Annotated in this window: 9 protein-coding genes; 4 read left to right on the top strand and 5 right to left on the bottom strand. The window is 33.3% G+C overall.

What is annotated here, in order from left to right; translation table 11 throughout:
• Window positions 1–39 precede the first annotated feature (39 nt).
• Complete coding sequence (locus CVU84_01450; protein PKM96406.1) at window positions 40–1,686, top strand: hypothetical protein; 1,647 nt, start codon at window positions 40–42, stop codon at window positions 1,684–1,686.
• A 90-nt stretch (window positions 1,687–1,776) separates the two neighbouring features.
• Here CVU84_01450 and CVU84_01445 read toward each other — a convergent pair whose 3' ends face one another.
• Window positions 1,777–3,027, bottom strand: a complete 1,251-nt coding sequence (locus CVU84_01445) for a hypothetical protein (protein PKM96405.1) — start codon at window positions 3,025–3,027, stop codon at window positions 1,777–1,779.
• 246 nt (window positions 3,028–3,273) lie between these two features.
• On the opposite strand from CVU84_01445, the gene CVU84_01440 reads away from it, so the two are divergent.
• Together CVU84_01440 and lepB are read left to right on the top strand one after the other, a co-directional pair.
• Complete coding sequence (locus CVU84_01440; protein ID PKM96404.1) at window positions 3,274–4,299, top strand: tRNA preQ1(34) S-adenosylmethionine ribosyltransferase-isomerase QueA; 1,026 nt, start codon at window positions 3,274–3,276, stop codon at window positions 4,297–4,299.
• A gap of 12 nt (window positions 4,300–4,311) precedes the next feature.
• A complete protein-coding gene (gene lepB / locus CVU84_01435; protein PKM96403.1) occupies window positions 4,312–4,914 on the top strand; it encodes a signal peptidase I in 603 nt (200 codons plus the stop codon).
• A 381-nt stretch (window positions 4,915–5,295) separates the two neighbouring features.
• Here the strand turns inward: lepB and CVU84_01430 are convergent, their stop codons facing one another.
• The 4 genes from CVU84_01430 to CVU84_01415 form a co-directional block, all read right to left on the bottom strand.
• Window positions 5,296–6,354, bottom strand: a complete 1,059-nt coding sequence (locus CVU84_01430; GenBank protein ID PKM96402.1) for a spermidine/putrescine ABC transporter substrate-binding protein — start codon at window positions 6,352–6,354, stop codon at window positions 5,296–5,298.
• 19 nt (window positions 6,355–6,373) lie between these two features.
• A complete protein-coding gene (locus CVU84_01425; GenBank protein PKM96401.1) occupies window positions 6,374–7,204 on the bottom strand; it encodes a spermidine/putrescine ABC transporter permease in 831 nt (276 codons plus the stop codon).
• Entirely contained in the window at window positions 7,198–7,956 is a 759-nt protein-coding gene (locus CVU84_01420) for an ABC transporter permease (protein PKM96507.1), read from the bottom strand. The genes CVU84_01425 and CVU84_01420 overlap by 7 nt, the downstream gene beginning before the upstream one ends.
• 72 nt (window positions 7,957–8,028) lie before the next feature.
• Window positions 8,029–9,069, bottom strand: a complete 1,041-nt coding sequence (locus tag CVU84_01415; GenBank protein ID PKM96400.1) for a spermidine/putrescine ABC transporter ATP-binding protein — start codon at window positions 9,067–9,069, stop codon at window positions 8,029–8,031.
• Between the two features lie 435 nt (window positions 9,070–9,504).
• Between CVU84_01415 and CVU84_01410 the strand changes: the two genes are divergently transcribed.
• Window positions 9,505–19,425, top strand: a complete 9,921-nt coding sequence (locus CVU84_01410) for a hypothetical protein (protein ID PKM96399.1) — start codon at window positions 9,505–9,507, stop codon at window positions 19,423–19,425.
• Window positions 19,426–19,427: the final 2 nt, after the last annotated feature.

Genomic DNA, 19,427 nt, shown 5'->3' with positions numbered 1-19,427 from the left:
CCCTTATAATGTAGATAGATATATGAAGGGGGTTTTTTAATGAGTAAGAAAGTTATCAATAAGCAAAAATTAAACTTAACAAAGCCTATTTTCCGGAACTATAGTTATATTGCTTTAGCAATCATTTTGTGTTTGAGTTTTATGAGTGGAGCAACAGCATCATCTGATTCCACTTTAAACTATAACAAAAAAATAAGAGTTGGTTTAAAGGAACTGTATGAAACAGTAGATACGATTAATATAACGAATTCTAGTTTAATATTAGGATATGAAATAGATGGAAACCCTCAAACTGAACAAACCTTTACTTCAACGACAGGCTTTAGTGTTGTGCCAGCAACGGGGTTCTTCTTGATTTCTGAACAGTTTTATAAAACCTACGATGAATGTGATGCTATAGTAAAGGCGCTTAAAGATCAAGGGCATAAGGCTTATTCCGGAAATGCTTCAATAGGAATATGGAAAGTTTACATAGGTGATGCGGCTACTGAAGTTGAAGCAACAGCTGTAAAAAATATACTACAGTCAAATTTAGGCCAAACTTATGAAGTAGTTGCAGATAATGGACTTCGAACCTTGTTAAAAATAGGCGCAGAAAACGAAGTTGTAATTGAAAATTCCTATATACAGTCTTCTTTTACTACAAATGATTTAACGAAGGGAATTGCAGCAATCAACTTAGGGAAGAGAAGTTATAGAGGGACTATGGAAGTTGGTCGTTACAATAAAAAGGGCGTTACAGCGATAAATATAATTGGATTAGAAGAATATTTGTATGGTGTTGTACCATCAGAAATAGTGAGCTCATGGCCTAAGGAATCTCTTAAGGCGCAAGCAGTAGCTGCAAGAAGCTTTGCTATTTATAATACATATTATACGAATAAATATCCAAAAGAAGCATATATGATTTGTGATACGGTAACTTCACAGGTTTATAAAGGATTAACAGGAGAAACAGTTGCTTGTAATGTAGCTGTAAATGAGACCAATAATCAAGCAGTATATTATGATAATAAAGTAATTCCGGCATATTTCTTTTCAACAAGCGGAGGACATACTGAAGATAGTCAAAATGTTTGGAGTGGAACAGTTGCATATCTTAAAGGTAAACCCGACTTATACGAAACGGAACCAGAGAAACAACCTTGGTTACAAGCTATCTCAGCAACTGAAATAGAAGCCGCGTTAACTAAAAACAAGGTTAACATCGGTAAGATAGTGGATGTTCAAGTAATTTCCTATTCAAGTGCAGGAAGAGCAATGAGCTTGAAAATTATTGGCACAACAGGTAGTCATGATATACCTAAAGAAACGATGCGTACCTGGTTAGGCCTAAAGAGTAGAAAATTCACATTAATAAAAAGCACAGATATGCCCCCTGAAACCTTCAATGCGATTGGTTCTGGAAGTACCAAAGCGGGAAGCTATCAACAAGCATATACGATTAATGGTGAAATGGAAACGAACCAACTTAATATGAGTAACAATCAACTCATTATTTTTTCTGAAGATAATATTAATAGTTTGCCAACCGTTTCAGGTCAAAGTGATACATTTATTTTTGTAGGACAAGGCAATGGGCATGGTGTAGGAATGAGCCAATCAGGTGCGAAAGGTATGGCACAAGAGGGTTTTACCTATAAACAGATCATAGAGTATTATTTTACAGGTGCAATGGTGAAGTAATATAATTACAATACAGAAACTATAATATTACCTATACTAAATAAAAAAACTAGCTATTTTAGCTAGTTTTGATTTTTATAAAAGGTACTATTATTTAATTGAAGATTTCATTCTAAATTGTTTTGGTGTAGTGCCAGTATGCTTTCTGAAAATTGTAGTAAAGTAGTTTTGATTGTTAAAACCTACAGCAACTGCAATATCTACGATTGAGTAATCAGTAGTTTCAAGTAAGAATTGGCTTTCTTTGATTCTGATTTCATTTACATAATCTGCAAATGCAATTCCCATTTCTCTCTTAAATAATGAAGAGAAATAATTTGGAGATAAATCGACATATTCTGCAACATCATTAAGTCTAATTTGTTCAGACAAGTGACTATGAATATATTTAGATACCTTTTTAACAACGCTTACATGGTTTACTTCTGAAGTTTGTAATACAAAGTCTGTAAATTGAAGTACCATTTGTTCGATTACACTGATAAGCTCATTATATCTATATATATCTTCAATTTTTTTCGTATATAGATCTGCATGAGACAATGCAATATCAGGTTCAACACCACCGGTAATTGCAGCTCTTGCAAGTAAAGTGCTAAATACAATCCCATTATTTTTTACGGGTCTTAGACTTTCGGTTCCTAGATTCGTAAAATAAAGTGTTTTGATTTGATCTTTGAATAAGTTTTTAACTGTTTCGATATCACCAGAGGATACTTTGCTCATAAATAGTCTTTCAAGACCATAGTTATAATTTGCTACCTCAGTGGTATTTTCAAAAATATAATCATCATTTATCTCTTCAGCCTTAAGATTAACTCCAAAGCTATCTTGGTCCAATAATGGAGTAGCAGATAAAATGCTATTTAACAATTTGCATACATAATAATTTCTTGCATTGTTAATGACTGAGATTTTCTTTATAGCATTTTCGACGATGGATCTTTTTGAAAGAGGTAAATTGTTTCTTTTTAAAATCTCATTGATGATACGTTCACTTGGTTGCTCGGTAAGCACTGGACCAAGTAAGATTGCTCCATAATAGTTATTCTCATTAGCTATAATTGCAGTAATAAATGAGAAGCCGTAAATGGTAGTGAAGGTGCTGATTCCATTAATTGCGCGTGCTTGAATTTTGTATATATGGTTTGTTAAACCATAAAGTACATCATCAAATGAATCTAAAATAGAGGTGTTGCCACCAAAACTGTAAATTGAATGATTAGATTCGTTTAGCACATTAACAGAAATGCCAGTTGAATAATAGAGGGTTTTACTGATGTCTTCTAAATATTCGTTGTTAAGTTTGTCGCCATGAAGTAAGTTTGAAATATTGTACATTTAGTTCATCTCCGTATTATAATTATTTTGCAATACAGCTCCCATTCTTATTTTAACACAATTTAGGGATTTGTACATATATTTTTGTTAAAAATACAATTTATGTTATGAAAAGGTGTCATTTTTCATTATTTAAAATATATGTATGAGGATATGATAAATAGTTGTTGACTTCATCCTCTTTATTATTTATAATTTAAAGCGATTTAATACCTTTAATATGTACATACTTACAAGGAGTATCAAATGAATTTAAGCGATTTTACTTTTGAATTACCAGAAGAGCTCATTGCACAAGAGCCTTTGCAAGAAAGATCAGATTCAAGGCTACTTGTTTTAGATAGAAACAACAAAACCATAGAACATAAGATTTTTAAAGATATTGTTGAATATTTAAATGAGGGTGATTGTCTTGTTCTTAATAATACAAGAGTTATTCCAGCAAGACTAATGGGTGAGAAGTTAAATACACAAGCTAAAATGGAATTCCTACTTCTTAAGAGATTACAAAATGATCAATGGGAGGTAATGGTTAGGCCTGGTAAAAAAGCCAAGGTACATGATCAATTTATTTTTGGCAATGGCTTATTAAGAGCTACAGTACTAGAGATTATTGAAGGCGGAAATCGTATCGTTCAGTTTGAATATGATGGTATTTTTGAGGAGGTATTAGATGCTTTAGGTGAAATGCCTTTACCACCATATATTACGAAGCAACTGCAAGATAAAGAACGCTATCAGACCGTTTATTCAAAGCATAAGGGATCATCAGCTGCCCCCACAGCAGGTTTGCATTTCACTGCCGAATTAATGGGTAAAATATTGGCTAAAGGCATAAAGATAGCTTATGTTACATTACACGTAGGTCTTGGAACTTTTCGTCCAGTTAAGGTGAATAATATTTTAGAACATACTATGCATTCTGAGTATTTTTGGATTGATTTTGATCAAGCGCAAATTATCAATGACACGAAAAGAAAAGGTGGAAAGATAATTGCAGTTGGTACTACTAGTTCAAGGGTATTAGAATCAGTCAGTAATGAAGAAGGTTTTGTTGAAGAAAAAAAGGGTAATACTGATATTTTTATTTATCCTGGCTATAGATTTAAAGTAGTAGATGCACTTATTACCAATTTTCACTTGCCTGAATCGACCCTAATGATGCTTGTTAGCGCTTTTGCAGATAGAGAATTTATTCTAAAAGCTTATAACGAAGCTATTCATGAGCAGTATCGTTTTTTTAGTTTTGGTGATGCCATGTTTATAAAATAAGGAGAAGTATGAATGAACAATAAAAATAAAATATTTAAAGAAATACTTGACTATGTAAAGGTCATTGTAATAGCAATTGTAATAGCTACACTTATAAGCACGCAAGTGTTTACCTTCTCACAGGTTCAACAGAAATCTATGGAACAGACTCTAATTGAAAATGATGCAATCCTAATAGAAAAGATATCATTGCTTTTTCATGAACCTAAGATTGGGGAAATAGTAGTGTTGCTTGAAGGTGTAGAAGTCAATAATTCATTTTTTGGTAAAATAGAAAGATTGTATGTTGATTTGTATAACAAGTTTCGAAAGGTAGAATTTGAAAACAGACTCGTGAAACGTGTTATTGGTCTTCCAGGTGATATGATTGATATAAAAGAAGGCAAAGTATTTGTGAATGATGTAGCGCTAGTTGAACCCTATGTTACGAGTGAAACAGATGCGAAGGGTATGGAAGTGCCATTTACAGTTCAACCTGGACAGGTTTTTGTATTAGGGGATAATCGTGCGGTAAGCATGGATAGCAGAGAATTTGGTTGTGTAGATTTAAAGCAGATCGAAGGAATTGCAGTTTTTAGAATTTATCCACTGAATAAGATTGGAGTTTTAGAATAATAAGAATCTCATATTAAAAGGATGGTTATTGCTAAGGCAATATACCATCCTTTTATTTTTCTCCAGTAGGAAAGTTCTACTTTCCACGAAGCATAGAATAAAGCGTTAGATATCATAAATTATTATGGTAACGTGCTGACAAGCGCTTTGTTCTCCAGTAGGAAAGTTCTACTTTCCACGAAGCATAGAACAAAGCGTTAGATATCATAAATTATTATGTAACGTGTGACAAGCGCTTTGTTCTCCAGTAGGAAAGTTCTACTTTCCACGAAGCATAGAACAAAGTGTTAGATAGCATAAATTATTATGTAACGTGCTGACAAGCGCTTTGTTCTAGCATAGATGCAGATCTTGATTAGTTAGGCTTTTACTTGGTAGTACTTACTCACCTTTTAGTTCAGTCCATTTCTCATCATAAAATTGATTCATTTCAGTTCCTAGATCAATATATACTTCACATCTATCAATGATTTCTTGTGATGGATAAAGTGCTTGATTTTCAAGTATTTCAGGGGCCAACATTTCTTTTGCTCCAGAATGGGGTGAACCATAGTATATGTAACTAGCATTTAAATAAGCGATATCTGATTCACACAAATAATTGATAAATTTTTCTGCAGCCTCTTTGTGTTTGGAGGAATTAGGGATACACATTGCATCTACCCATACATTGCTACCTTCCTTAGGAACTACATATGCTAGGTCAGAGTTTTGTGAATATGTATATTGGGCTTCGCCTGAATAAATTACAGCAAGTGCGGCTTCATTTCCAATCATTTTATCCTTAACTTCATCGATTACATAAGCAGATACCAATGGCTTTTGTTGAATAAGAAGCTCTTTAGCTTGTTCTACTTCTTCTTTGTTGATTGTATTTATAGAATATCCTAGCTTTTTCAAAGCAATTCCAAACGTATCTCTAACACTATTTTGCATTATGATTGAATTTGCATATTTTTCATTCCATAAAATATCCCAGCTGTCAACTGGCTCATCGACCATCGTTGTATTATATAAGATCCCAACAGTACCCCATGTATATGGTATGGAATATACGTTGCCTACATCAAAGGCTAAGTTTCTAAAATTATCTTCAATATATGAATAATTTGGAAGATTATTTTTGTTTAGAGGATACAACAAGTCCTCGCTTATTAGCTTTTGAATCATATAGTCAGAAGGGAATAGTACATCATAGTTAACTGCACCTGATTTTAGCTTTGTATACATTGATTCATTGGTATCAAATGTTTCGTAGATTACTTCAATACCTGTTTGTTGTGTGAATTTTTCTATCACATTGGGAGCAATATAGTCTCCCCAGTTGTAGACATTTATTGTAACATTTGAAGCATCGTTTGATGATGCGTTTTGATTACATCCTGTTAACATTAAGAAAGATTGACAAATAATTAGAAGTATTACAATGATTTTTTTCATTTTATAGCCTCCTGAAACTTTAGTAGGATTGTATTTGCTTTGTTGATTTATTATTCTTGCTCATTCGACCATTTACAATGAGTAATAAGATCAACACTGCTAAAAACATAATAGTTGATAGAGCATTTATTTCCGGTTTCACACCACGTCTAGTCATAGAATAGATGGTAATAGATAAATTTGAAACTCCATTTCCTGTTGTAAAATAGCTAATTACAAAATCATCTAGTGACAAAGTAAAGGCTAGTAGCATTCCAGTAATAACGCCAGGTGAAATTTCAGGTAAAATAACTTTGTATAAAGCCTGCAACGGAGTTGCTCCAAGATCAATGGCTGCTTCATATACGCTATTATTTAACTGCTTTAATTTTGGCATTACACACAATATTACATATGGAATGCAGAAGGTTATATGGGCTAGGAGCATAGTAGTAAAGCCAAGCCTTAAACCAGTTTTTAGCCCAATGGCTATGAAAAATAACATAAGTGCTATACCTGTTACGATATCTGGGTTTAATACTGGTAGGTATGTAAAGTTCATTATTGTCTTTTTATATGTAGTTTTCATTGAAAAAATACCAATGGCTGCAAAGGTACCAATTACGGTTGCTATGATTGCCGATAGCAAGGCAATGATCAAAGTATAATACAAAGAAGACATAATAATTGGATCATTAAACATTGTTTCATACCATTTAAAAGTAAATCCAGTCCATTTTGCTCTTGATTTAGAATCATTAAATGAAAATACAATCAGAGTAATGATTGGAGCATATAGAAAAATGAAGATCAGTATGACATATAACTTTTCAAAGATATAATGACCGAGTTTAAGTAGCTTTATTACCATAATGCAACCCCCTTATCCTCACTTTCAAATTTTGATACAATAGACATGCTAATTAGAATAATGATCATTAGTATTAATGAGAGGGAAGAACCAAAGTACCAATTATAGGATTGCATAAATTGTTGTTCAATAAGATTACCGATTAGGTTGATTTTTCCACCGCCTAAAAGGTTGGGAATAACAAAGGATGTAACTGCAGGCATAAATACCATAGATATTCCGCTTACGATGCCAGGAATGCTTAAGGGCAATATTACTTTTCTAAAACGAAGTAAGCTATTGGCACCTAAGTCACTTGCTGCTTCTAAAACAGATTTATCAATCTTAACCAATACATTATAGATCGGTAAAACCATAAAAGGTAAGAAGTTGTATACCATACCTAATATGATTGCGTATTTAGTATTCATAATTTGAATAGTTGGTAAGTGGATATATTTTAATAAGGTATTTAAAAAGCCATTATTTGTTTCAAGTAAGGACATCCAAGCATAAGTTCTAAGTAAAAAGTTCATCCACATTGGAAGAATAAATAGAAAAAGTATGGAGGACTTACTTGAGTTGTTTTTAGATAAAATAAGTGCAAGTGGATAAGCTAGTATAAGACATATGATTGTACTAGATCCAGCATATATCATTGAACGTGTCATGGCCTTTAGATACACGGGTTCAAAAACCTTTTTAAGATTGCTAAAGGATAGAGCGATACTTCCATCAATATTTTTAATTGTTATTCCATAATAAAGGATCATTGCTAAAGGGATAATCGTAAAAATAATAATCCAAAATACATAGGGCGATGCAAAATATTTTCTTTTCAAAGTTTACACCACCTTTTTCATGACATGGATGTTAAAAGGAATCACTCTTATGCCAACCTCCGAGCCGACAGGGTGTTGCAATGTACTTTGTACTAGCCAAGTAAAATCACCAGTTGTGATTGTCATTTCAAAATGGACACCTTTAAAGATGACGGAGGTAACTTTACCAATAATCATAGCATTTTCTGGATTTACAATCTCAACATCTTCTGGACGAATGACAACATCAACGATTTCGTCTGCCTTGAAGCCTAAGTCAGTACACTGGAAATCAGTATTTAAGAATTGTACAACATAGTCTTTTTTCATAATACCATCTATAATATTACTTTCTCCTATAAAATCAGCAACAAAGGCATTGGAAGGTTCATTATAAATATGCTCTGGAATGCCCATTTGCTGTATGATCCCATTGTTGAGTACTACGACAGTATCTGACATAGCCAATGCTTCTTCTTGGTCGTGAGTAACATAAACAAAGGTAATGCCTAATTCTTGTTGCCATTTTTTTAATTCGATTTGCATTTCTTTTCTTAACTTTAAGTCAAGAGCTCCAAGGGGTTCATCTAATAATAGAACTTCGGGCTCATTTACGACTGCACGTGCAATGGCAACACGTTGTTGCTGACCACCACTTAAAGAGCTGATATCACGTTTTTCAAAGCCATCTAAATTAACTAACTTTAAGGTAGAGGATACTTTTTCTCTGATTTTTGCTTCGCTCATTTTCTGTATTCTTAAACCAAAAGCAACATTTTCATAAATATTCAAATGTTGAAAAAGGGCATATTTTTGAAAAACCGTATTTATATTTCGTTTATAAGGTGGGATTTTTGTGATATCTATATTGTCAAAAATAATATTTCCAGAATCAGGCATTTCAAATCCGCCAATCATTCTAAGGGTAGTCGTTTTTCCGCATCCACTTGGACCAAGAAGCGTTAAGAATTCATTTTTTCGTATAGAAAGATTTAGGTGATCAAGAACCACATGATTTTCATATGATTTGCTGATATTGTTTAACTGAATCAAATATTCTATCATGTAATCTGCCTCCATGTTTTCCCGATCCATTCATAATTATATGTAAGGAAATCCGAATTTTATAAGGATTAATTGCAAAAAAAAATAACGAATAAATATGCAATTCTCTGAAATAAATTATATAACGTTTTCACAAAATGTCAAGTAAAACCAGTAGGGGAATCTTGAATAATAACCGCATCTAATTGGAGTTACACTTACATATTAAGTTTTTTTGGGTATTCAGTAGTTATATTACCCTAAATAATTATAATAAATATAGACTATAATTATAAAATACCATAATTATCTTGCGTTTCAGGATGACAATTTAAGATAAAATACACATCATATTTATAATTAACTTAAAAAACATTGTCTAAAATTGTAATTTAAAGTTATTATATAAATATTATGTAAAATAAATCGATTTACGGAAAAATTTATTGACACATTATGGGTAATAAGATATTATATAATGCATATAGAAAAACGCCAATATTTATAGGGATAGTTATTACACTACTATATCTCAATATAAATAAAGGAGTTAAAGTGATGGGGAATAACAAAGGAGTAAAAACACAAAGAGGTAATCTGTATTTTTCAAATGAGGATCTTGAAAATTTTTCATTAGCTAGTCATGATAGTAGTCCTTTACATATGGATGAAACATATGCAAATAAAACTACTTATAGCCAACGTTTGTTATTTGGTTTTTTAGGTGCCTTAGCTTGCCTAGGTAAGGTTAAAGAGAAACCCAATATGAAATTAGATCGGGCTGAAATAAAATTCGTAAATCCAATGTATACTGACAAAGAGTATTTTCTTAACAAAAAGTTGGATGATAGGGATGAATTAATAGAAGTCTTTGACGAAGAAAAAGCTTTTATGAGTTTGACAACCCATTATACGGATATGGAAACTGTCATTAAACATAATAAGAACGCAGATAAATATGATTTGAGCCTTCATTCAAGCTATTTAGATTCTTTGCAAGAAGTATCTTTAGATTATTGCGAAGAAGAGCTTCAAAAGGGAGTTATAAAAACTGGCTACTATTCTACAAATCAAATTTATGTTGAAAAATTAAAAAAGCGATTTATTACATCAGATAGTGTTGTAAAACCTATACACATTGACTCGTTCATGATGTGTAGCTATATCGCGGGTATGATTCTTCCAGGCAGAAGATCACTTTGTATAAAACTAAACATGAACTTTCATGAAATGGAAAATTATGATTCTAATAAATTAGAATATAGTGCTTCATCTATTTCTTATGATAAAAGCTTTGGAATACTTAGAATAAATATTAAAATTTATAGCTCTGGACAATTACTATCTCAGGGCGAATTAAATGTTTGTGTTAGAAAAGAAAATATATTAGATCAATCAGGGTTTGCTGATAAAAGTAGAGATACAATTGTAATTGCCTCTACTTTTACAAGTGAGCCCTTATTAGCGTGCATGAACTTCTGGGAAAAGGAATTGAATTTTTCTCTTCATATAGAATTTGCACAATACAATCAAGTATTCCAAGAGCTTTTAAATCCAAATAGTATATTTTCTAATAACACAGCAGGAATGAATGTAATCTTATTAAGATTTGGAGATTGGCTTCGTTTTCGAGAAGTTAAGGACAGTCATGAGAATACGGAATATGAAGAATTAAACATTACGAAAGAAGATAGGTACTTTTTAAATGCAACTTTAGAGAATTTGATTTCTGCGTTACAGTCCTATTGTAAAAGATCCAATGCTTTTACACTCTTACTTTTATGTCCCTTTGCAACATCTGATAAAAATTCTACGGAAATGAATTCCATATTTGATGAATTGGAAAATCGATTGGTAATGGCATTGAAAGATATGAATTCAATCGGTGTGTTAAACGCAAACCAATATACAAAACAATACAGTATCAAAGAAATATTTGATCCAGCGAGAGATAAAATGGGACATGTTCCTTTTACTATAGAATATTATCATATGCTTGGAACACTTATTAATAGGCGATTTTATCAATTAAAAAACAAGCCTTATAAAGTAATTGTATTAGATTGTGACAATACCTTATGGGAAGGTGTTTGTGGAGAAGTTGGATCGAAGGGTGTAACCGTCAAAGGCGCTTATCGTGAATTGCAAAAATATTTAGTGAAACAGACGCAGCAAGGAAAACTGTTATGCTTATGCAGCAAAAATGTAGAAGAGGATGTCTGGAAAGTTTTTGATGAAAAAAAATCCATGCCTTTAAAGCGAAAGTATATCACAGATAGCAAAATCAACTGGAAATCAAAATCGGAAAATATAAAACACTTAGCCCAAACTCTCAATTTAGGCTTAGATAGTTTTGTCTTTATTGATGATAATCCAGTGGAATGTGCTGAAGTTAGAGCTAATTGTTCAGAAGTGCTAACGATTAGATGGCCAGAAGAAACGAAAGACCAAGTTAAATTACTCAATCATTTTTGGATATTAGATCAATATGCAGTTACAGATGAAGATAAAATTAGGACACAGTTATATAAAGCAAATGTTGAAAGGACTCAACTAGAAGAAAGTAGTAATGATTATAATGACTTTATAAAGAGCCTAAACATTAAAGTTCAAATAAATTCTATGATAAATGAAAATGTATCAAGAGTAGCGCAACTAACAGAAAGAACAAATCAATTTAACTTTACATCTATTAGGCGCAAGCCAAATGAAATCAACCAAATAATCAATCATGAAGGATATGAATGTTTCACTGTAGAAGTTGAAGATAAATTTGGTTCATATGGATTGGTTGGCGTAATGATTATGAAAGAAGAGAAGGAACGTCTCATAGTTGATTCATTTTTACTTAGTTGTAGAGTTTTAGGCCGTGGTATTGAATATGAAATGGTTGCTAGGCTAGGTAAATTCGCAAAGGAAAGAAATTTGGAAAAAGTAGAGCTTAGATTAAATAAAACGGCTAAAAATCAACCAGCTAAACTATTCTTAGAGGAAGTAATAAGCACATATAAAATAGTTGATGAGGATTCAGTAACAACCTATTTAGTATCTGCAGAAGATTTATCTATAATAAGTTTTAGTTCGGAAAAATATACCACTTGCAATATAAATGCTACAGCTAAGCCAAGTGTACATACTTTGTCTATTTCTACAAGAGAAAAAGAAAACCAATTAGAAAGAATTTATAATGTCTTTTCTGATATATACTCAATAGCAAAGGAGATAAGGCAATTAGAAGATCAGCCTATTATTACTAAATGCGATAAAAATCTAGCAAATGATCCTATCAAAATAATGGCATCCAATACACTGTTTCAACAAGTGTTAGATGAGATGATGCTGCTGTTTTCCAAGCATCTAAGCGTACCATATGATGCATTAAACGGGGATGATGAGCTTGAACAATACAGTATTGATTCCTTTAAGATCATGGACATCATGGTAAGCTTAGGAAATGAATATGTAGACATACCATCAACATTATTATTTGAACATCGAAATTTAAAAAGTATCGCTCATTATTTAATTGAGAATTATAGAGAAATGCTAGAAATTAAATATCCGTCCTTAAGAGTGGATCCTAATATAACTCCTATTCATGTGGAAAATAATACTGCTAAATTGGAAGAGAACTATGATGATTCAATTCGTTCAGATAAGGATGAGGATGTTGCGATTATTGGTATGAATGGATTATTTCCTAACTCAAATACAGTAACAGAGTTTTGGAATGTTTTAGTAAATGGTCAATCTTGTATTAGGGAAATTCCTAAAGAACGTTGGAATCTAGATTTCATATTTGATCCTACTGGTGATAAACCAGATAAAACCTATAGTAAATGGGGAGCATTCATCGATCATATTGATAAATTTGAACCGAGTTTCTTTAATATTTCGCCAAAAGAGGCGGAGTTAATGGACCCGCAACAAAGATTATTCCTCCAAGTTGTATGGGGACTATTTGAAGATGCAGGATATACGGCAGATACCATTGACAGAAATACAGGCGTATTTGCGGCTGTAGTAGCTAGTGACTATGGAACACTTGTTGACGAAGCTTCCTTAAAAGGAATCAGCTCCTACAGAGATACTGATTTTTATCAGATTCCAAATAGGGTTTCTTATTGCTTTGATTTTAATGGACCAAGCTTATCGATAAATACGGCTTGTTCTGGTTCTGGTACAGCGGTTCATTTGGCTTATGAAAGTCTAAGACGCGGAGAATGCAATACTGCTGTTGTAGGTGGTATTAATTTGTTTATTCATCCTAGTAGATGGATTCAATATGCTCAAATACATTTTCATTCCCCAGACGGAATTTGTAGGCCTTTTGGAGAAGGGGCTAATGGCACGGTTTTTGGTGAAGGCGTTGGAGCGGTTTTATTAAAACGCCTTAGTGATGCCAGAAAAGATAAGGACAACATATACGGGGTCATTAGAGGGAGTGCGATTAATTCAGGAGGTAAGACGAATGGTTTTACTGTGCCTAACCCGAAAGCTCAAGCAGAACTCATTTCGAAGACTTTGTTACAAGCAAAAGTAAATCCTAGGACAATTAGTTATATTGAGGCCCATGGAACAGGAACTTCACTTGGAGATCCAATTGAGATTAGAGGTCTAACGATGGCTTTTAAAGAGAGCGGTAAGAAGTATACTGATCAATTGGAAGTTCAATATTGTTCATTAGGTTCTTTGAAAGCTAATTTTGGACATTCAGAATCGGCAGCAGCACTATCAGGGATGATAAAAATTTTATTACAGATGAAATATGAAACCTTTGTTCCATCCTTATATTCTGCTGAGATAAATTCGAAAATACCTTTTGATCATTCGCCATTTATTGTGCAACAGAAGGCAGATAAATGGTTAAGACCAATTTTACATGAGGATGGAGTAGAGACGACTTATCCGAGAAGAGCAGGTATTAGTTCCTTTGGAGCAGGAGGTTCTAATTCACATATTATTGTTGAAGAATATATGGATGAGATAAGAAATAAAAAAATTGATTCTCCACAACTTATTATTTTATCTTCAAAGAATGAGAAAAAGCTTAGAATGCTGGCAACTCATTTCGTAGAATTTCTTGAAAAAAATATGGTTTCTGAATTTGAAGTGATGGATGGCAATAAAACCATCACACTTGCTCAGATTGCTTATACACTCCAAGTAGGTCGCATGGCAATGGAAGAAAGAGTGGCATTTTTTGTTTCTAATTTCAAAGAATTAGTGGATCAGTTGAAACTATTTATGGATGGACAGAAAAATGAAAAAAATATATATAGAGGTAATATCAAAGCAACTAGTACAATTGTTAAGAACCTTTATCAGGACGATTCAGATGAATTTATTCAAATGATGATGAATGAGGGTAAGCTACATAAATTAGCCCAACTTTGGATTTTAGGTGTTGAGATTAAATGGAATATTCTTCATGACGAAAATCCTGGGCGAGTCTCTTTGCCTGGCTATACTTTTGATGGAGAAAAGTATTGGATACCAGATATGGATATGAATTCAAAATTAACTCATCATGATAGCCTTCAGCTGCTCGCAGATTGCAATGCATGCGCAGCAAAAGATGTTTCAGCTATTCAAGTAGGGAATGGTTTGCAGCAAACAGAAAGTCATCAGAATATCAACAATTTAGAGGAACAAGATGATAAGAAGATTACGTATTATAATTACAGTTTTATCGAAGCTGAAATACTTCAAGAGGATGTGAAGTTAGCTGGAAATCTTCTGTTATTTGATACGAATGAGGAACTCTATCATACTTTTAAAGAAAAATATGGAAAGGATTTTCCAGTAATCCTAGTTAAGCAAGGTAAAGACTATAGAAGGAATGAGGATGGAACCTACGAGATAGATTTTTTGAAAAAAGAGGATTACCTATTACTTATAGAGCAGTATACAGAATTGCCCAATAAAATTATCTGTAAATGGGATCAGCATGTCGATTTAGTAGGACAACCTATGGATAAACAACTTGAAGCGAATTTTAATGCAATGCTTTATTTGAGTCAGGCATTTATGAAGAAAATGTCTAAACAAGATATAACATTATTATATGTTTATTCCAGTACAGACCAGCTTTCAAAGCCCGAGCATGGTGCGATGAGTTCTTTTGCCAAAACAATTACCCAGGAAAACCCTAAGTTTAAATACAAGACAATTGATGTTCATGATACGGATCATTTAGGAATGAAGTCAGATTGGCTAATAGTTCAATTGATAAAAGAGCTTAACAATCAGGATAAGAATGTGGAAATTAATTATAGAGATGGAAAGAGATTTATCAAGGTATATAATAAGGTTGAAATTGTTGAAGATTTAAATGAAAAGAAAATACTTAGAGAGCAGGGTGTTTATTTAATTACTGGCGGTTTAGGTGGGTTAGGATTCATTTTCTCAGAATACTTAGCAAGAAATCTAAAGGCAAGTTTAGTCCTTACAGGACGATCAGAATTAGATACGAAGAGGAGTGAATTGATTCGGAAATTGGAAGCACTAGGTTCGAAAGTCATGTATATAAAAGCAGATATTTCAAATGCCGAGGATGTCAATAACCTAATTGTTCAGGCAAAAGCAAGGTTTCATGAAATCAATGGCGTCTTTCACAGTGCGGGTGTACTTAAAAGCGAGTTCATCCTAAATAAAAAAAAGGAAGATATAAAAGAAGTTTTTGCGTCAAAAGTGAAAGGATCAATACAATTAGATGAAGCTACGAAAGATGAAAATTTGGATTTCTTCGTATTTTTCTCTTCACTTTCTGCAGCGATGGGAAGTGTTGGGTATTGTGACTATGCAACTGCCAATTCATTTATGGATCATTATGCCTCAAACAGACAGAAATTAACGAGCAATGGAATGAGAAAAGGCCTCTCGTTAGCGATTGCTTGGCCATTTTGGGAAGAAGGTGGAATGAGGTTAAGTGATTGGTCAATTGCCAATTTAAAAACTACAATCGGTATGATTCCATTAGAAACCGAATATGGTATTCAGGCACTTTTAGACGGACTAGCCTTGGGATATCCTAATTTAGTAGTTATTCAAGGACAAGAAGAAAAAGGATTAGCTGCTTTTGAATATAATAGCTTGAAATGTCATGTAACAACGGAAGCTTTATTAAGAAATGATGAAGCTACGAATGCTACAGTAGGGGAAGAGCAATTACTTCATGCTTCAGAGGTTTTTCTTAAAAAACTGCTTTCAGAAGAAACCAAGGTACCTGTAGAAAATATTGATTCTAGTGAAGGCTTAGAAATATATGGAATAGATTCCATCATGATTATGAGCTTAACGAGTCAACTTGAAAAATTCTTTGGTTCATTATCAAAAACTCTGTTTTTCGAATATCAAACCATAGATAGGTTGGCAGAATTCCTTGTAGATCATTACAGAGATTTGCTTATAGATCTATTGGGATTAGCCCCTAAACAAGCTATGCAGAATAATTCGTTCATAGAAAACAGTTTGACTACTCTGCAACAAACTAGAAGCGTAGCTATAAGTGGACCAATAAATAAAGCTATCAGTGTATCAATAAATGGACCAATATGTGAACCTAAAATTCAAATAGAAAAGAGTAGTAATGAACATACGGATTTTGCCATTATTGGAGTGAGTGGACAATATCCTGAAGCTAATAATTTAGAAGCATTTTGGGAAAATCTAAAAGCTGGTAGAGATAGCGTTACCGAAATCCCTCTAGAAAGGTGGGATTACCGTATTTATTTTGACCCAGAAAAAGGCAAGGAAGGAAAGATCTATAGCAAATGGGGAGCATTCTTAGACCATGTTGATAAGTTTGATCCATTGTTCTTTAATATATCCCCTAAAGAAGCTAAAATAATGGATCCTCAAGAACGACTATTTTTACAATGTGCTTGGCATACCTTTGAGGATGCGGGCTATAGTAGAGAAAAAATAGAAGGTACTCCAGTGGGTGTTTTTGCAGGAGTTACATGGGGAGAGTACCAACTATATGGCGTTGAGGAAACGGTAAAAGGTAGGCCAATTTCTTCAAGTTCCGTTTATGCATCTGTAGCAAACAGAGTATCCTATATTTATAATTTACACGGACCTAGCATTGCTATAGATACCATGTGTGCCTCCTCACTTACCGCGTTACATATGGCATGTGAGAGTATTCGTACAGGAGAATGTAGTATGGCGTTGGCAGGAGGTGTTAATGTTTCATTACATCCAAATAAGTACCTTTACTTAAGCCAAGGAAGATTTGCTTCAAGCAATGGACGTTGCAAAGCCTTTGGGGTAGGGGGAGACGGATATGTCCCAGGAGAAGGTGTAGGGGCAGTACTCGTGAAATCCCTTAAGCAAGCACAAGAAGATGGAGATCATATTTATGCAGTCATAAAGGGAACTTCAATAAATCATGGCGGTAAAACGAATGGATATACAGTTCCAAATCCCAATGCTCAGGCTGATCTAGTAGTAAAAGCTTTACAGAAGGCTAACATAAATCCTAGAACCATCAGTTATATGGAAGCCCATGGAACGGGAACAGCATTAGGCGATCCAATTGAGATGAATGGATTAGCGAAAGCCTTTGGAGAGTTTACTGGGGATAACCAATTTTGTGCAATTGGATCTTCTAAATCGAATATTGGTCATCTAGAATCTGCAGCTGGTATTGCAGGGTTAACGAAGATATTGCTCCAAATGAAATATAAAATGTTAGTACCATCAATTCATACAGAACAATTGAACCCAAATATTGATTTTAATGCATCACCATTTTATGTTCAACGAGAACTTTCAGAGTGGATGAAACCGACAATTTTGGAACATGGAGTAGAAGTTGAATACCCTAGAAGAGCAGCGGTAAGTTCTTTTGGTGCAGGAGGTTCAAATTCTCACGTGATCTTGGAGGAATATAAAAATATAGAAGATCACCAACGATATCCAGAAATAGAATACATGATTATTCTTTCAGCTAAAAATTCTGAACGATTAAAAGTATATGCGAAGGAGTTTTGTGATTTTCTAGAAAAAGCGGATCAGATATCTATGAGGGACATGGCCTATACCTTACAAGTTGGAAGAGATGCTATGGAAGAACGATTGGCCTTGGTTATTGCAACTAAAGACGAATTAAAGAGAAAGTTAACAGCTTTTTATAATCAAGAAGATACTTCTTTTATTCATCAAAATAACATAAAAAAAGATAAGAATAAAGCTAAATTACTTGTAGATGGAAAAGCAGGTCAGGCGTTTATCAATACTTTACTATATGAGAACGAGCTAGAGCGATTAGCTGCTTTGTGGGTTATAGGTATAGAGATAGATTGGAATTTATTATATAAAGGTTTCAAGCCCAATCGATTACCTTTACCAACGTATCCTTTTGCACTTGAAAGATATTGGATCTCACAAGATGAGCATACAGTACAAAATCAAACCAGCAAAATTCATCCGTTATTAGATTGCAATATATCTAATTTTAAGGAACAAAAATTCACAACACAGCTTCTAGGTAGTGAATTCTATTTATCAGACCATATTATTGGAGGAGAAAAATTATTTCCAGGTGTTGCTTGTCTAGAAATGGCAAGAAAAGCAGGGGAAATATCAGGAGAAAGGAAGGTCAAATCTATAAAAGATACTGTTTGGTTAAAGCCAATCTCAGTAAAAGAAAATCCTGAAGATATTCATATTAGTTTATACCCTAGTGAACATTGTGCAGAGTATGAAATCACTTCACAAGATCAGGACAATAAAAGAATCGTACATGCACAAGGGATTGTACATTATGAGACGGAGGAAATAGATTCTTCCGAGGAATCAATCAATCTCGATGCAATCAAGAATCGATGTCCGGTAGAGATAAAAAAAGATGAGTATTATACAAAGCTTGGTTCCATTGGATTTCATTATGGAGCAGCATTCCAACCTGTGAAGGAAATTTATAAGAACAGTAGGGAAGCGCTTGCTTATTTGGAACTACCCGAAGGCCTTAAATCAGAATTCAATGACTATTTACTTCATCCGACTATCGTAGATGGTGCTTTGCACCCTGTAATTTCATTAATGGACATCATGAAGGATGATACCTCAAGCTTATATTTACCGTTTATGCTAGGCGAGATAGAAATGATAAAACCCATTGTTGAAAAATGTTATTCCTACGTGGAATTAGAAGATGATACAATACATGACTCAAGCTTGAAAAAATTTAATATTAAAATTCTAAATGAGCTAGGAGAGGTACTCATTAAAATAAAATCCTTCACAACAAAAGCGAGAAAAGAAGAGAGTATTCATATGAATGGTGATGGTAGAATTTTAGAGATATTTAAGAAACTAGCTCAAGGAAACATAGATATAAAAAAAGTGGAGAGTATTATAAGGAGGTAATT

This window comes from Firmicutes bacterium HGW-Firmicutes-1 (genome assembly GCA_002841625.1).
Taxonomy (GTDB): Bacteria; Bacillota; Clostridia; order Lachnospirales; family Vallitaleaceae; genus HGW-1.
The sequence above is the reverse complement of the archived record's forward strand: the minus strand, read 5'-3'. Positions and strand labels throughout refer to the sequence as shown.

Excerpts from the sequence above, each read along its gene's own strand:
- CVU84_01410 (PKM96399.1), top strand. The coding sequence starts at position 9,505 with ATGGGTAATAAGATATTATATAATGCATATAGAAAAACGCCAATATTT.
- CVU84_01425 (PKM96401.1), bottom strand. The coding sequence starts at position 7,204 with ATGGTAATAAAGCTACTTAAACTCGGTCATTATATCTTTGAAAAGTTA.
- CVU84_01440 (PKM96404.1), top strand. The coding sequence starts at position 3,274 with ATGAATTTAAGCGATTTTACTTTTGAATTACCAGAAGAGCTCATTGCA.
- CVU84_01420 (PKM96507.1), bottom strand. The coding sequence starts at position 7,956 with ATGATCCTTTATTATGGAATAACAATTAAAAATATTGATGGAAGTATC.
- CVU84_01450 (PKM96406.1), top strand. The coding sequence starts at position 40 with ATGAGTAAGAAAGTTATCAATAAGCAAAAATTAAACTTAACAAAGCCT.
- CVU84_01445 (PKM96405.1), bottom strand. The coding sequence starts at position 3,027 with ATGTACAATATTTCAAACTTACTTCATGGCGACAAACTTAACAACGAA.
- lepB (PKM96403.1), top strand. The coding sequence starts at position 4,312 with ATGAACAATAAAAATAAAATATTTAAAGAAATACTTGACTATGTAAAG.
- CVU84_01415 (PKM96400.1), bottom strand. The coding sequence starts at position 9,069 with ATGATAGAATATTTGATTCAGTTAAACAATATCAGCAAATCATATGAA.
- CVU84_01430 (PKM96402.1), bottom strand. The coding sequence starts at position 6,354 with ATGAAAAAAATCATTGTAATACTTCTAATTATTTGTCAATCTTTCTTA.